We start from the raw sequence: 15,182 nt of genomic DNA on the forward strand, positions 1-15,182 counted from the left end.
GCCCGCGGAGCGGGCGTATCGAGATCCACCAGCTCCAGAAGGCGGGATCGATGGCGCCATCTGTTGACGGTGGTGGGTCTCGATACGCCCCTGCGGGGCTACTCGACCAGCAGGCGGGGGAGAGTCGCCTCCTCGTGCTGGTGCTGAGGCCGGCCTCGCTGATCGAGTAGCCCGCGGAGCGGGCGTATCGAGATCCACCAGCTTCAAAAGGCGGGATCGATGGCGCCATCTGTTGACGGTGGTGGGTCTCGATACGCCCCTGCGGGGCTACTCGACCAGCAGGCGGGGGAGAGTCGCCTCCTCGTGCTGGTGCTGAGGCCGGCCTCGCCGATCGAGTAGCCCGCGCAGCGGGCGTATCGAGATCCACCACCTCCGGACGGCAGTGCCCTCTCACTCCTTACGCACCTGCACCTGCAGATCGGCCGACCCCTTCGAGCCGTATCCGGGAAAGCGCGTCGAGCGCTTTCCCGTCGGCGAACGCTCGACGCTCCTCCCCACCCACCCACCCACCCGCGGCAGCCGACTGCGCTGAGCCGGGCAGGGACCGGCTCAGAGCGGCGCTGACCCCGGACAGAAGCAGCCGGACACGCAGCTCACCTCAGGCTGATGCCCTCAGTAGCCGGCGCCGCTGTATACACAGCCCCGATGGTGTCCGCGTAGTCCGCCAGGATCACGTTGCGCTTGATGCTCATCTTGGGGGTGAGGTGGCCGCTGGCCTCGGTGAACTCGGTGGGCAGGATCACGAACTTGCGGATCGACTCCGCGCGGGACACGGTGGCATTGGCGGCGTCGACGGCTCGCTGCACCTCGGCGAGGACCGCCGGATTCACCGCCGCGTCCTCGAGCGAGAGGCTCGCGCTCTGGCCGTTGTTCTTCAGCCAGGTCGGCAGCATCTCGGGGTCGAGCGTGACGAGTGCGGCGATGAACGGACGCTGGTCGCCGACGACCACGACCTGGCCGACGAGCGGGTTCGCACGGATCGGGTCCTCGAGCGCGGCCGGGGCGACGTTCTTGCCGCCCGCGGTGACGATGATCTCCTTCTTGCGGCCGGTGACGCGCAGGTAGCCCTCCTCGTCCAGCGTGCCCAGGTCGCCGGTGCGGAACCACTCGCCGTCGAACGCCTCGGCGGTCGCCGTCTCGTTGTTCCAGTAGCCGCCGAACACGTCGATCCCGCGCACCTGGATCTCGCCGTCGTCCGCGATCCGGACCGAGACTCCGGGCATCGCAGGGCCGACGGTGCCGATCTTGAAGCGCTCGGTGCGGTTGACGGTCGCGGGTGCGGTGGTCTCGGTCAGCCCGTAGCCCTCGAGGATCTTGATGCCGAGGCTGTGGAAGAAGTGCCCCAGCCTGTCGCCCAGCGGAGCTGATCCGGACACCGCGAAGCGCACGTTGCCGCCCATGGCGGTGCGCAGCTTCGAGTAGACGAGGCGGTCGAAGAGCAGGAACTGCAGCTTGAGCGCGAGCGGGACCGATCCCGCCTCCACGGCGATCGAGTGGGCGACGGCGACGTCGGCCGCCCTGCGGAAGATCTTGCCCTTGCCGCCGGCCTCGGCCTTCTGCTCGGCCGAGTTGTAGACCTTCTCGAAGACCCGGGGGACCGCGAGGAGGAACGTCGGCTTGAAGGATCCGAGCGAGGGGAGCAGCTGCTTCGTGTCGGCCTGGTGCCCGACCTTCACTCCGCCGTGCACGCAGAGGATCGCGATGAAGCGGGCGAAGACGTGGGCGGTCGTGATGAAGAGGAGCGTCGAGGCGCCGGGCTGGTGGATCAGCTCGGTCAGCGCGACGGCCGAGTTGCGGCTCAGCTCGACGAAGTTCGAGTGGCGGATGATGCAGCCCTTGGGGCGGCCGGTCGATCCGGACGTGTAGATGATCGTCGCGATGTCGGCGCCGGTCGCGAGCGAGCGGCGGCGCTCGATCTCGCTGTCCGGCACGTCGACGCCTCGCGCGGCGAGCTTCTCGAGGTCGCCGAGCCCGATCTGCCAGGCCGAGCGCACGTCGGGCAGATCGGCGCGGATCTCGTCGAAGCGGGCGAAATGGTCCGCCGTCTCGACGATGACCGCGTGCGCACCGGAGTCGGCGAGGTTCCACTGCACCTGGGCGGGGGAGGAGGTCTCGTACACCGGCACGAGGACGCCGCCCGCGAACCAGACGGCGAAGTCGATCAGCGTCCACTCGTAGCGCGTCTTGCAGATCAGGCCGACCTTCTCGCCGGGCTCGATGCCCGAGGCGACCAGTCCCTTGGCGAGCGCGACCACCTGGTCGAGGAACTCCTTCGCCGTGACGTCGCGCCAGCCGTCGCCGTCCGGCAGGGCGAAGAGGGGGCGGTCGGGAGTCTCGCGCACGCGGTCGAGCAGCAGTGCCGTCGTGTTCGCTTGCGGGTCTGCGGCCACCACGAGGGGCGAATCGAACTGTTCCACGGCAACTCCTTCGTAACCTGAACGAACGTCGGCTCCAGCCTACCGAAGGAGCCGAAGCTGTAGATCCACTCAGACTGTAGATCCACTCGGAAGGTCCGTCCGCTCGGGTCGGCGACCGACGTGGAGGCTCCTCCGACACGGACGCCCGACCCCTTCGCAGGCCCACCCGGTCACTACACTCGTTGTGGCCGCCGAACAGGGCGGATCGACGGCGCTCCGGCGCCGACGGCGAGGGAAGGGCGGTTCGCGTGCACGCGATCGGTATCGACATCGGCGGCACGAAGATCGCGGGAGCGCTCGTCGACGAGTTCGGCGGGATCCTCCGCGAGGACCGTCAGCCGACTCCCGCCGGTCACCCCGAGCTCATCGTCGACGTGGTCGTCGAGATGGTCGCCCGCCTCCGCGAGGGTCTGCCCGCGGGAGACGTCGCCGCGGTCGGAGTCGCCGCAGCAGGGTTCATCGACGCGTCGCAGTCGATCGTCTACTACGCCCCCAACATCAACTGGCGCAACGAGCCGTTCCGCGAGAAGCTCTCGGCCCGGATCGACCTGCCCATCATCATCGAGAACGACGCGAACGCCGCGGGCTGGGCCGAGTTCCGCTACGGCTCCGGTCGTCTCGTCAGCGACATGCTGATGCTGACCATCGGCACCGGAGTGGGCGGCGCCATCGTGATCAACGACCGGCTCCTTCGCGGGGGCTTCGGAGCCGCCGCCGAGATCGGCCACATGCGCGTCGTGCCGGGCGGCCTCCCGTGCGGCTGCGGGGCCAGGGGCTGCATCGAGCAGTACGGCTCGGGCCGGGCCCTGCAGCGCTTCGCGAACGAGCTCGCCGACGCCGGCGGAATCGGCCAGGGCATCGCCGACGCGCGCGCCCGCAACGGCGGATCGCTCGACGGGCGCATCATCTCGGAGCTGATCACCAGCGGCGACCTCGGTGCCCTTGCGGCCCTGCGCCAGCTCGGCCACTGGCTCGGCGAGGCCGCGGCCAGCCTGAGCGCCGTGCTCGACCCCCAGATGTTCGTGATCGGCGGCGGGGTCGCCCAGGCCGGGGATCTGCTGCTCGACCCGATCCGCCAGGCCTATCTCGACAACCTGCCGGCCCGGGGGTACCACCCCGAGCCGGAGTTCCGCATCGCGGAGCTGGTGAACGACGCGGGAGTCGTGGGGGCGGCCGACCTGGCCCGCCTGCACGCCAGCACCCTCTGAGCGCCGCTCGAGACGCTGCCACGCTCATCCACCGACCTGCACTGATTCGCCGAGGAGTCGACCGTTGTTCTACTGGTTCATGAAGCACATCGTCGCGGGTCCGCTGCTCAAGACGATCTTCCGCCCGTGGGTGGTCGGGGCCGACCGCGTCCCGGCGACGGGCGGCGTGATCCTCGCCAGCAACCACCTCTCGTTCATCGACTCCGTCTTCCTGCCGCTGGTCATCGAGCGGAACATGGTCTTCCTCGCCAAGAGCGACTACTTCACGGGCAAGGGTCTGAAGGGCTGGGCGACCAAGCTGTTCTTCACGGCGACCGGCATGCTGCCGATCGACCGGTCGGGCGGCAAGGCGTCGGAGGCGTCGCTCAACACCGGCCTGCGGGTCCTCGCCAGCGGCGAGGCCCTCGGCATCTATCCCGAGGGCACCCGCAGCCCCGACGGGCGCATGTACCGCGGCCGCACCGGAGTGGCGCGCATGGTCCTCGAGGCGCGCGTGCCCGTCATCCCCGTCGCGATGATCGACACCGCGCGGATCATGCCCATCGGCAGCCGCCTCCCCAGGCTCGGTCGCATCGGCATCGTCTTCGGCGAGCCGCTCGACTTCAGCCGCTTCGAGGGCATGGAGGGCGACCGGTTCATCCTCCGCTCGATCACCGACGAGATCATGTACGAGCTGCTGGCCCTGAGCGGCCAGGAGTACCTCGACGTCTACGCCACCTCGGTCAAGGAGAAGCGCGCGGCGCTCACCCGCTGAGTGCGCGCCGAGCGCTCCGCCCCCGGCCCGGGGGAGGGCCTCCCGAGGCGATAGGCTCGTCAACCGCTGCCGTCCGTCCGGACGGTGGCCCGCTCGCGCGCACGGCGCGCACGTCAGAACCAGGACACCCTCGTGGTCATCGATCCGAACGAACCGTACGTCCAAGCCGCCCCCTCCGTGGTCGCCGGCCTGGACTACTGGCGCGAGCTCGAGATCAAGCAGCAGCCGCAGTGGCCCGACGCCGACGCGGTGAGCGCCGCGTCCGCCGAGGTCGCCGGCCTGCCTCCGCTGGTCTTCGCCGGCGAGGTCGACCAGCTGCGCGAGCGCCTCGGCAACGCGGCCCGCGGCGAGGCTTTCCTCCTGCAGGGCGGCGACTGCGCCGAGACCTTCGCAGGCGCCACCGCCGACCAGATCCGCAACCGCGTCAAGACGGTGCTGCAGATGGCGGTCGTCCTGACCTACGGCGCGAGCATGCCCGTCATCAAGATGGGGCGGATGGCCGGCCAGTTCGCCAAGCCCCGCTCGAGCGACCTCGAGACGCGCGGCGACGTGACGCTGCCCGCCTACCGCGGCGACATCGTGAACGGCTACGAGTTCACTCCGGAGTCGCGCGCGGCCGACCCGCGCCGCATCGTGCAGGCGTACCACACGGCCGCCTCGACGCTGAACCTCATCCGCGCCTTCACGCAGGGCGGCTTCGCCGACCTGCGGCTCGTGCACTACTGGAACAAGGGCTTCACCGAGAACCCGCAGAACCAGCGCTACGAGCAGCTCGCGCGCGAGATCGACCGAGCGGTGAAGTTCATGGTCGCCTGCGGAGCCGACTTCGAGGGCATGAAGCGCACCGAGTTCTACACGGGTCACGAGGGTCTGCTGATGGACTACGAGCGCCCGATGACGCGGATCGACTCGCGCACCGGCACGCCGTACAACACTTCGAGCCACTTCATCTGGATCGGCGAGCGCACCCGCGACCTCGACGGCGCGCACGTCGACTTCCTGTCGCGCGTCCGCAACCCGATCGGCGTGAAGCTCGGCCCCTCGACGACGCCCGAGACGATGCTCGAGCTCATCGAGAAGCTCGACCCGAACCGCGAGCCCGGCCGCCTGACCTTCATCACCCGGATGGGCGCGGGGAAGATCCGCGACGCCCTCCCGCCCCTGCTCGAGGCCGTCAAGCGGAGCGACGCCCTGCCGCTCTGGGTCACCGATCCGATGCACGGCAACGGCCTGACGACCCCCACCGGCTACAAGACCCGTCGCTTCGACGACGTCGTCGACGAGGTCAAGGGCTTCTTCGAGGCGCACCGCGCCGTCGGCACGCACCCCGGAGGCATTCACGTCGAGCTCACCGGCGACGACGTCACCGAGTGCCTGGGCGGCTCCGAGCAGATCGACGAGGCCGACCTCGCCACCCGCTACGAGTCGGTCTGCGACCCCCGCCTCAACCACATGCAGTCGCTGGAGCTCGCCTTCCTCGTCGCCGAGGAGCTCCGGCAGCGCTGAGCGGCGCAGCCGCAGCTCCGAGGAGATGAGGGTGCCGTCTGGTGGAGGGAGCGCGAGCGCTCCCTCCGCCGCGGTCGTCATCCAGGGATGGTCGCGATCCGCAGAGCGTCGCGCGAACGGCTAGGACGAATCGCTGGCACGCGATTCGCCCGTTCGGCAGCGCTCTCTCGCGGAGGCGGCGCGAGCGCCCCCTCCGCTGCGGTCGGAATCCAGGGATGGTCGCGATCCGCAGAGCGTCGTGGGAACGGCTAGGACGAATCGCTGGCACGCGATTCGCCCGTTCGCCTTGGATGTGGCCGGCCGGTCCGGCGGCGGGGCGTCCGGCGCGTGCCGCGTCCGACGCTGGGCGTCAGGCCCTGCCGCCCAGCGTGCATCCCTGTCGCGGGCGAGAAGCCGCCCGCCCGCCGCTGTCGTCGCCATGCTGGTCGAGCCCGCAGCCCCGCAGGGGCGTATCGAGACCCACCAGCGTCAACAGATCAGGCTTCTGCCCCGGCCTTCTGACGGACGTGGATCTCGATACGCCCGCTCCGCGCGCTGCGGGCTCGATCAGCGAGGACGGTGCCACCCGCACGAGTACCGGAAGACGGGACCTCGCGCAGGAGTCCAGCGAGGACGTGGCCACACGCACGAATCCCGCGAGGATGGGTCGTTCCGAGTGCCGTCCGAGAGCCTCGTCGCGCCGTCGGTCGAGGTGGACCATCCGAGCAAGCGGATCGGAAGGTGAAGGCGAACGGGTGAATCGCGATTCAGCGATTCGCCTTCGCCGTTCGCAGGACGCTCTGCGTGGCGCGACCACCTCGAGGAGCCGACCGCGGTGCAGGGAGCGCGAAGTGCTCCCCGCACAGAACGGCTCAAGTCGTGATGGTGATCGACAGCTGGATGGTGGTGCCGCGCTGGACGGGGTCGCCTGCCTTGTTGGACTGGTTGGTGACCTTCGTGAGCTCGTCGGGGGCTGCATCGATCAGGGGTCCGAGCGTCGACAGCGAGTAGCTCCAGGTGAGGTCGACCGCGTCGAGGGCCGCCTTCGCCTGGTCGCGGGTCATGCCGACGACGTTCGGGACGGCGACGGGCTCCGGTCCCTTCGAGACCACGACGCTGATCGTCTGGCCGGTCGTCGCGGGCGCCTCGGGGTTGGCCTGGGTGAGGACGATGCCGGCGGGGACGGTGTCGCTCCAGTCCTCGCCGCTGCTGTCGAGGGCGAGCCCGGCCTGCTCCGCCGCGTCGGTCGCGGCCTCGAGCGAGAGGCCGACCACGTTCGGGATCGGTCCGAGGCTGACGACCATGTCGATGCCGCTGGTCTCGGGGAGGACTGCGGGCAGCTCTCCTCCGCCGGGGAGCGACGCCGAGATCACGCGGCCCCTCTCGACGTCGGCGTCGAACACGCTCGTCGTGGCGCCGGCGACGAGGGACGCTCCGGTGAGGGCGGCGGTCGCCTCCTCCTGGGTCAGGCCCGTGAGCGCCGGTACCTCCATCTGGCGCGGTCCGCTCGAGACCACGAGGGTCACCACCGAGTCCTTGTGGATGCTCTGATCCTGAGGGGGATCCGAGCTCATCACCGTGCCGATGGGCACGGTGAGGTCCGGCGCCTGCTGCTGCTCGACCTGCAGGTCGCGGGCCTCGAGGAGCGCCGTGGCGTCCTCCTGGCTCAGTCCGACGACGGTCGGGATCGTCCTGATCGCGCCCGGTCCCTCGCCGAACCAGTAGGCGGTCCCGCCTCCGAGCAGCGCCAGCAGGAGGATGACGATCGTGAGGAGGACACCGCGTCGCCGACGCACCCGTCGCTTGGCGGCGAGCCGGGCGACGGCTTCGTCGTCCACGTCCTCCTCCGCGGGCGGTCCCTCGAGGACCGTCGTCTGCCCGGGGGTGGCCGGATCGAAGAGGGCGGCCGTCGCCGGGACCGTGGCGGGCGGCGGCAGCGGAGTGACGGCCTGGGTGTCGCCGCGCCGATCGGTCGGAGTGATGCCCATCAACCGCTCGGCCTCGAGCAGCTGCGAGAGCATCACGCCCGCGTCGCGGGGGCGCATGTCGGGGTCGCGCTCCGTCGCCCAGAGCACGAGCTCGTCGAGGGAGGTGGGCACCGACGGCACCTTGGCGCTGGGGTAGGGCACCGAGTCGTTCGCGTGCTGGTAGGCGATCTGCATCGGCTGCTCGCCCGTGAAGGGCTGCTCGCCGGTGAGCATCTCGTAGATCATGATGCCGATGGCGTAGATGTCGCTGCGGGTGTCGGCGGTGCCGCGGGTGACCAGCTCGGGGGAGAGGTAGGCGATCGTGCCGAGCAGCGCCTGGCCGGAGGCGGTGTTCGCGGTGGCCGCGCGGGCGAGGCCGAAGTCGCCGATCTTGATGCGACCGTCGTCGGCGAGCAGGACGTTCTCGGGCTTGAGGTCGCGGTGCAGGATCCCGGCGCGGTGCGCCGCGGCGAGCCCGGACAGCACGGAGTGCATGATGTCGACGACCTGCTGGGCGGTCAGCCGTCCGCGCTCCTTGAGCAGGTCGCGCAGCGTGATGCCGGGCAGGTACTCCATGACCAGGTAGGCCATGTCGGAGTCCTGGCCCTGGTCGAAGACGCTGACGACGTTCGGGTGCGCCAGTCGTGCGGCCGATCGCGCCTCCTGGACGAACCGGTTCTTGAAGACCTGGTCGTCCGAGAGGTGCCCGTGCATGACCTTGATCGCGACGCGGCGATCGAGGCGCAGGTCGTTCGCGAGGTAGACCGTCGCCATGCCGCCGCGGGCGATCCTCGAGCGCACCTCGTACCGACCGTCGACGAGACGGCCGAGGAGGGGGTCGAGCTGGCTGGTGGTCACGCGACGAGTCTAGGCAAGAGCGTCAGCCGAACCCGTGAGCAACGCGGGCGACCGCCCGCCGCAGCGGCTCCGCCCGCTTGGAGCGGTCGGGGGAGCATGGCAGTCTTGACGGGTGACCGACTCGTCAGCCCCCGCCTCCTCCTCGCCCGTCTCCGACACCGAGTGGCTGACGATCCCCGATCTCGTCGAGCTGACCGGTCTGAACGTGAGCCGGGTCCGCCGGCTGCTCGAGGAGCGCCACCTGATCGGGACCCGTCGCGACGGCGTCCTCAAGGTGCCGTCGCTGTTCCTCCGCGACGACGAGCCGATGAGCGAGATCCGCGGCACGGCCGTCCTCCTCGCCGACTCGGGCTTCTCCGACGACGAGGCCGTGCAATGGCTGCTCTCGACGGAGGAGAGCCTCGGCACGAGTCCCGTCCTCGCACTCCGCGCGGGTCGCAAGGCCGAGGTCCGTCGCGTCGCCCAGGCGCTCGCCTGATCACCGCCCCCTGACGCGACCGCACCTCCGATCAGGCCGCCCGCACGCTGACGCGCTCGGCGAGCTCGCGCAGCTCGGACACGCCCTCCTCGCGCAGCGGAGCGTCGGGCAGCACGCCGAGCGCGGTGTCGACCTCGCGGAGGATCCGCTCCTCGAGCCGGTCGAGCGCTCCGCTCGTCGAGACGATCTCCTGGGCGCGGGCGATGTCGGCGGGCGAGGCGTCGCCGCGGCCGACGACGGCGTCGAGCTCGTCCCTCCCGGCCGGGGAGGACGTCGCTCGCGCGAGCCCCAGCAGCATGGTGCGCTTGCCCTCGCGCAGGTCGTCGCCGGCCGGCTTGCCGGTCACCGCCGGGTCGCCGAAGACGCCCAGCACGTCGTCGCGGAGCTGGAAGGCGATGCCGAGCGGCAGGCCGAAGCGGCGCAGGGCGTCGAGCTGCGCGTCGTCGCCTCCGCCGAGGGAGCCGCCGATCGCCAGCGGAGCCTCGATGCTGTACTTCGCGCTCTTGTAGACGACGACCCGCTCCGCGCGGGCGAGGTGCTCGTGCTCGGGATGCCCGACCCAGGCGTTCTCCTCGAGGATGTCGAGGTACTGGCCGAGCGTCACCTCCGTGCGCATCAGGTTGAACTCGGCACGGGCCCGCTCGGCGCTCCGGCGGTCCTCGAGGGACCACTCCGCGTCGGCGAAGATCTCGTCGGACCAGACCAGCAGCAGGTCTCCGAGCAGGATCGCGGAGGAGCGTCCGAACTCGTCCCCCGAGCCGGTCCAGCCGCCGGCGCCGTGCAGAGCCGCGAACCGGCGGTGCGCCGAGGGGGCTCCGCGGCGGGTGTCGGAGTTGTCGATCACGTCGTCGTGGACGAGGGCGGCGGCATGGAAGAGCTCGAGGCTCGCGCCCACCCGCGCGACGGGGTCGGAGCCGCTCGGGTGCTCCTCGCTCGGGACGGCCGAGACGGCGGTCCAGCCCGCCTCGCAGAAGCGCGCCCTGAAGCGCTTCCCCCCGCTGAGAAAGTCCCGCGAAAGGTCGCCGAGGGCCCGGACGTCCTCTCCGAGAGAGCGCAGAATTGGCGTGCGCCCGGCGAGGAAGTCTTCGATTCGGAACTGGACGCGATCGACCAGACGAGTGCTGTGGTTCACCCGACCAGCCTATGCACGACCGGACGTCGCACGGGTGGCGCCTAGCGCCCGCGCACCGCTCGGTCTAGAGTGAAGCGCTACCCGCGTGGTCGTCTCCACAGCGCCGTCACCCGCGGCACCGTCCCGCCCGCGCCGACACCACCACCCGCCGACGCCACACCCTGAAGGGGTCCCGATGCCGCTTTCGGAACACGAGCAACGGCTCCTCGACGAGATGGAGCGCAACCTCTATCAGAACGACGCCGACTTCGTGGCAGCGGTCAGCAAGGGGCGCGGCGGCACCAACTACCGGGCGCTCGTGCTCGGCATCCTCCTCGCGATCGTCGGCCTGGGCGTCCTCGTCACCGGAGTCGCCGTCCGGCAGCCCCTCGTCGGCGTCGGCGGCTTCGCCCTGATGCTCGCGGGCGTCGTCGTCGCCATGCGCCCCGCCGCGGGCGGCTCGGACGAGCCCGGCCTGCCGACCGTCGGACGCCCCGCGAAGCCCCGCTCCTCGGGCAACCGCCAGGGCTCCGGGTTCATGGACCGTCTGAACGAGCGATGGGACAACCGCGGCGACGGTCGCAGCTAGCCCCACTCCGCACCACCCACAGGGTCGATCCTCACGGATCGGCCCTTTTTTCATGCCCGGACGCGGCCGTCCCCACTCCGCACCACCAGCAGGGTCGATCCTCGCCGAGAAACCCCCTTTTCCATGCTCGGATCCTCCCCGGGAGGCACTCCGCCCTCCACTGCGCTCCACCGCTGCCGTTCCGCGGAATCCCGCGGATGACGGGGCGGTCTTCGGCGCGCCGCACCCCGCGCCGGGGTTGTGAGTGGGGGGAAGTGGAGTACTGTGGGGACCACACCATCCTTGGCCGGAAGAAGTGGGGGGCAGCCAGTGTTCCTCGGCACCTATTCCCCCAAGCTCGACGAGAAGGGCCGCGTGATCCTCCCCGCCAAGTTCCGCGACGAGCTCTCCTCCGGAGTCGTCGTCACGCGCGGCCAGGAGCGGTGCCTCTACGTGTTCAGCCAGAGCGAGTTCGAGGTGATGCACGAGAAGATCCGGCAGGCGCCCGTCACGAGCAAGCAGGCCCGTGACTTCCTGCGCGTCTTCCTCTCCGGCGCCAGCGCCGAGACTCCCGACAAGCAGAACCGCGTGACCCTCCCGGCACCGCTGCGGGCCTACGCGGGGCTCGACCGCGACCTCACCGTCATCGGTGCGGGCAATCGCGCCGAAATCTGGGCCCAGGACGCCTGGGAGACCTACCTGCAGGAGCAGGAGTCCGTGTTCTCCGACACCCAGGAGGAGGTGATCCCCGGCCTGTTCTAGCTCCTGCCGCGCGACTCCCAGCCACTCGGCGCCCGGACGCACCTTCCCCGGTGTCCGGTCGTGAGCTGGATGGGGATCGGGCGGCAGGAACAGGACGACGGGACCACCATGACCGAAGACTCCGACCGCAAGACCGTGCGCCCCACCGAGGAGCGCCACATCCCGGTGCTCCTCGAGCGCTGCATCGAGCTCCTCGCTCCGGCGATCGAGCGCGACGGCGCCGTCCTCGTCGACGCGACCCTCGGCATGGGCGGCCACTCGCTCGCCCTGCTCGAGCGCTTCCCGGGGCTCCACCTCGTCGGCCTCGACCGCGACCCCGAGGCCCTCGAGCTCGCGGGGGAGCGGCTGGCGGCGCACGCCTCCCGCATCGACCTCGTGCACGCCGTCTACGACGAGCTCCCCGACGTGCTCGACGAGCTCGGCATCGACGAGATCGACGGGGCTCTCTTCGACCTCGGCGTCTCCTCCCTCCAGCTGGACGAGTCCGAGCGCGGCTTCTCCTACTCCAGGGATGCGCCGCTCGACATGCGGATGGACGCGACCGCCCCGCTCACGGCGGCGAGCATCCTCGCCGACTACGACGAGCTCTCCCTCCGCCGGATCTTCCACGAGTACGGCGAGGAGCGCCTCGCCGCGCGCTACGCGAAGCGGATCGTGGAGGCGCGGGCCGCCGCCCCGATCGAGCGCTCCGGCCGGCTCGTCGAGATCATCCAGGCCGCGACCCCGGTCGCGATCCAGCGCAACGGCCACCCGGCGAAGCGGGTCTTCCAGGCGCTGCGCATCGAGGTCAACCAGGAGCTGTCGGTGCTCGAGCGCGCCATCCCCGCGGCGCTCGACCGCGTGGCCGTCGGCGGACGCATCGTGGTCGAGGCCTACCAGTCGCTCGAGGACCGGATCGTCAAGCGCGCCCTGCAGGCCGCCTCCTCCTCGACGGCGCCGGAGGGGCTCCCGATGGAGCTGCCGGAGCACCGACCCGAGTTCCGACTCGTCCTCCGCGGCGCAGAGCTCGCCTCCGACGACGAGTTGGCCAGAAACCCCCGAGCAGCACCCGTGCGCCTGCGCGCGGCCGAGAGGATCAGGAGGACCGCATGAGCGCCACCGCAGTCATCGAACCCGTCATCGCCACCGAGCACACCGTCGCACGGCCGGCCCGGCCCGGTGCTCCCTCCGAGCGCCCGCGCATCGAGGCGGTCCCGACCGTCGCGCGGAGCCCGCGCCCGAAGCTCGTCTACGGGATCGTCGCCGTCGCGGGCCTCTTCGCGATCATCGTCGTCCAGCTCCTCGTGAGCGTCGGCCTCTCGCAGGGCGCCTACCAGATCTCGGCGCTGCAGACCGAGCAGAAGACGCTCACCCGCAGCAACGCCGAGAAGCAGGACGCGGTCGACACCCTCAGCTCGCCGCAGAACCTCGCGACGGCGGCGCAGGGCCTCGGGATGGTCGCGAACACGGCTCCCGTCTACCTCCGGCTGTCCGACGGCGCTGTGCTCGGCGACCCGACCTCGGCGGCGGCGAGCGAGGTCGGCACCGCGGCCGCGTCGACGCTCGTGCCGAACGCGCTGATCCAGCCCGCGCCCGCGTCGGCCGACGCGAGCGCGTCCTCCGCCGCCTCGGCGACCTCGGCCGTACCGTTGCAGGGCGAGCTCCCCGCTCCGATCACCCACTGACCACCGCCCGCTCGATCCGCCGCGACCAGATCCGGCCACGACGAAGGACGGCGCAGCCGCCCGGAGGAAGAAGGACAGCTCCGCAGTGAGACACCACCGGTCAAGCAGGCGGCGCACGGCCGTCACCTTCGTCATCATCATCGCGATCGTCGGGCTCTTCATCGGCAAGCTGGTCGACATCCAGATCGTCCGGGCGAACGAGCTGACCGACGAGGCGGCGCAGAACCAGTCGAACAGCGTCGTCACCTACGGCACCCGCGGCACGATCGTGGACCGCTCCGGGACCGTGCTCGCCGACACGACGACCCGCTACCGGCTGACCACCTCGCCGAAGAACGTCGCCGAGTTCCTCCGCGAGATGCCCGACGGCCAGGAGGTCGTCGTCAGCGTGGAGCAGGCGGCGTCCGAGATCGGCGCGATCACCGGCCAGTCGGTCGAGCAGATCACGGCGGCCGTGAGCGGTGCGCTGGCCGAGGACCCGAAGGCGAACTACCTGATCCTGTCGGAGGGCCTCGACCTCGAGGCGTACCAGAAGCTCATCGCGCTCGACATCCCGTGGACCTACTTCGAGACCCAGCAGGGTCGCACCTATCCCAACGGCGCGGTCGGCGGCAACCTGATCGGCTACGTCGGAGCCGATGGCGCAGCCCAGGAGGGCATGGAGTACGCCGAGAACACCTGCCTGGCGGGCGCGAACGGCTCCGAGAGCTACGAGCGCAGCGCCGACTACGTCCGGATCCCCGGCAGCACCGTCTCCGAGACGCCGGCCGTCGACGGCGGCGAGCTGAAGCTCACCATCGACGCGGACCTGCAGTACTACGCCCAGCAGGTGCTGTCGGCCCGCGTGGCCGAGGTCGGCGGCAGCTACGGGATCGTCGTCGTGCAGGAGGTCAAGACCGGCAAGCTGCTCACCGTCGCCGAGACGCCGACGGTCGACCCGAACAACGTGTCCGCGAGCGCTGCCGAGGATCGCGGCTCGCGGGCGTTCCAGAGCCCGTTCGAGCCCGGATCCACGTTCAAGCCCATGACCGCGGCCATGCTGATCGACCAGGGCCTCGCCTCGCCGACCAGCCATGCGGTGATCCCCGACACGTTCGAGAAGGACGGCGCGTCGTTCAGCGACGACTTCGCGCACACTCCGACGAACTACACCCTGACGGGGATCCTCAAGGACTCCTCGAACGTCGGCATCGCGACGCTCGGCTCGCAGCTCTCGGCCGAGAAGCGCTACGACTACATGACGAGGTTCGGGCTCGGCAGCCCGACCGCAGTCGGCTTCCCCGGCGAGACCGGAGGCCAGCTCGCCGACTACCAGGACTGGGACAACCAGACGAACTACACGACGATGTTCGGCCAGGGCGTCTCGGCGACCGCCGTCCAGGTGGCGGGGATCTACCAGACGCTCGGCAACGGCGGGGTCCGCCTGCCGGCCCAGCTCGTCGAGGGCTGCACGACGGCCGACGGCTCGGTCGTCGACGTGCCCGACACCACGGGGACGCAGGTCGTCTCGGCCTCGGCCGCGAAGGACGTCGTCGACATGCTGCAGACCCACTACAACGAGGGCTGGCTCGCCGACTACATCCACGTCGACGGCTACAACATCGCGACGAAGACCGGAACGGCCCAGCAGCCCGACGGCAACGGCGGCTACTCCTCGAGCTACACGGTGTCGCTCGCCGGCCTCGCGCCCGCCGAGGACCCGGAGTACGTCGTGACGGTCACGATCGCCGATCCGGTTAAGATGAACACGTCCCAGGCGACGGCCCCCGTGTTCCAGCAGGTCATGACCCAGGTGCTGAAGACGAACAGGGTGGAGCCGTCCACGGTGCCGCCGGTGGAGTACCCCACCACGTGGTGACCGCGCCGGGACGCCACGCACCAGAAGCACCACACGCACCAGAACGAGAGAG

The 15,182-nt window shown here is 70.6% G+C and carries 12 protein-coding genes; 9 read left to right on the forward strand and 3 right to left on the reverse strand.

What is annotated here, in order from left to right:
• Positions 1–593 precede the first annotated feature (593 nt).
• Positions 594–2,417, reverse strand: coding sequence for an AMP-dependent synthetase/ligase (locus GRS92_RS13275; protein WP_159857135.1), 1,824 nt, complete (start codon positions 2,415–2,417; stop codon positions 594–596).
• A gap of 248 nt (positions 2,418–2,665) precedes the next feature.
• Here GRS92_RS13275 and GRS92_RS13280 point away from each other — a divergent pair, with 248 nt between their 5' ends.
• The 3 genes from GRS92_RS13280 (at position 2,666) to GRS92_RS13290 (ending at position 5,885) form a co-directional block, all read left to right on the forward strand.
• Positions 2,666–3,625 (forward strand): ROK family glucokinase, encoded by a 960-nt coding sequence (locus GRS92_RS13280; protein WP_159857144.1) that lies wholly within the window; start codon positions 2,666–2,668, stop codon positions 3,623–3,625.
• 64 nt (positions 3,626–3,689) lie between these two features.
• Positions 3,690–4,379: a lysophospholipid acyltransferase family protein gene (locus GRS92_RS13285; RefSeq protein ID WP_159857146.1), complete on the forward strand. Its 690-nt coding sequence runs from the start codon at positions 3,690–3,692 to the stop codon at positions 4,377–4,379.
• Between the two features lie 177 nt (positions 4,380–4,556).
• Entirely contained in the window at positions 4,557–5,885 is a 1,329-nt protein-coding gene (locus GRS92_RS13290; protein ID WP_159857297.1) for a class II 3-deoxy-7-phosphoheptulonate synthase, read from the forward strand.
• A gap of 851 nt (positions 5,886–6,736) precedes the next feature.
• Here the strand turns inward: GRS92_RS13290 and pknB are convergent.
• Positions 6,737–8,689 carry a Stk1 family PASTA domain-containing Ser/Thr kinase gene (gene pknB / locus GRS92_RS13295; RefSeq protein WP_159857148.1) on the reverse strand — a complete coding sequence of 651 codons (1,953 nt, stop codon included), beginning with the start codon at positions 8,687–8,689 and terminating at the stop codon, positions 6,737–6,739.
• A 112-nt stretch (positions 8,690–8,801) separates the two neighbouring features.
• On the opposite strand from pknB, the gene GRS92_RS13300 reads away from it, so the two are divergent.
• A complete protein-coding gene (locus GRS92_RS13300; RefSeq protein WP_235022023.1) occupies positions 8,802–9,167 on the forward strand; it encodes an Rv2175c family DNA-binding protein in 366 nt (121 codons plus the stop codon).
• A gap of 31 nt (positions 9,168–9,198) precedes the next feature.
• Here the strand turns inward: GRS92_RS13300 and GRS92_RS13305 are convergent, their stop codons facing one another.
• Positions 9,199–10,299, reverse strand: coding sequence for a polyprenyl synthetase family protein (locus GRS92_RS13305; protein ID WP_159857150.1), 1,101 nt, complete (start codon positions 10,297–10,299; stop codon positions 9,199–9,201).
• Between the two features lie 175 nt (positions 10,300–10,474).
• Between GRS92_RS13305 and GRS92_RS13310 the strand changes: the two genes are divergently transcribed.
• The 5 genes from GRS92_RS13310 (at position 10,475) to GRS92_RS13330 (ending at position 15,130) form a co-directional block, all read left to right on the forward strand.
• A complete protein-coding gene (locus tag GRS92_RS13310; RefSeq protein WP_159857151.1) occupies positions 10,475–10,867 on the forward strand; it encodes a DUF3040 domain-containing protein in 393 nt (130 codons plus the stop codon).
• Between the two features lie 309 nt (positions 10,868–11,176).
• Positions 11,177–11,608, forward strand: coding sequence for a division/cell wall cluster transcriptional repressor MraZ (gene mraZ / locus GRS92_RS13315; protein ID WP_159857153.1), 432 nt, complete (start codon positions 11,177–11,179; stop codon positions 11,606–11,608).
• Between the two features lie 108 nt (positions 11,609–11,716).
• Positions 11,717–12,700, forward strand: coding sequence for a 16S rRNA (cytosine(1402)-N(4))-methyltransferase RsmH (gene rsmH / locus GRS92_RS13320; protein ID WP_235022024.1), 984 nt, complete (start codon positions 11,717–11,719; stop codon positions 12,698–12,700).
• Entirely contained in the window at positions 12,697–13,272 is a 576-nt protein-coding gene (locus GRS92_RS13325) for a hypothetical protein (RefSeq protein WP_159857155.1), read from the forward strand. The genes rsmH and GRS92_RS13325 overlap by 4 nt, the downstream gene beginning before the upstream one ends.
• 85 nt (positions 13,273–13,357) lie before the next feature.
• A complete protein-coding gene (locus GRS92_RS13330; RefSeq protein WP_235022025.1) occupies positions 13,358–15,130 on the forward strand; it encodes a peptidoglycan D,D-transpeptidase FtsI family protein in 1,773 nt (590 codons plus the stop codon).
• Positions 15,131–15,182 lie beyond the last annotated feature (52 nt).

This window comes from Rathayibacter sp. VKM Ac-2754 (assembly GCF_009807095.1).
Taxonomy (GTDB): domain Bacteria; phylum Actinomycetota; class Actinomycetes; order Actinomycetales; family Microbacteriaceae; genus Rathayibacter.

What these genes read in the sequence shown, in the direction of transcription:
- rsmH (WP_235022024.1), top strand. Translation starts at nt 11,717, where the DNA reads ATGACCGAAGACTCCGACCGCAAGACCGTGCGCCCCACCGAGGAGCGC.
- GRS92_RS13325 (WP_159857155.1), top strand. Translation starts at nt 12,697, where the DNA reads ATGAGCGCCACCGCAGTCATCGAACCCGTCATCGCCACCGAGCACACC.
- GRS92_RS13310 (WP_159857151.1), top strand. Translation starts at nt 10,475, where the DNA reads ATGCCGCTTTCGGAACACGAGCAACGGCTCCTCGACGAGATGGAGCGC.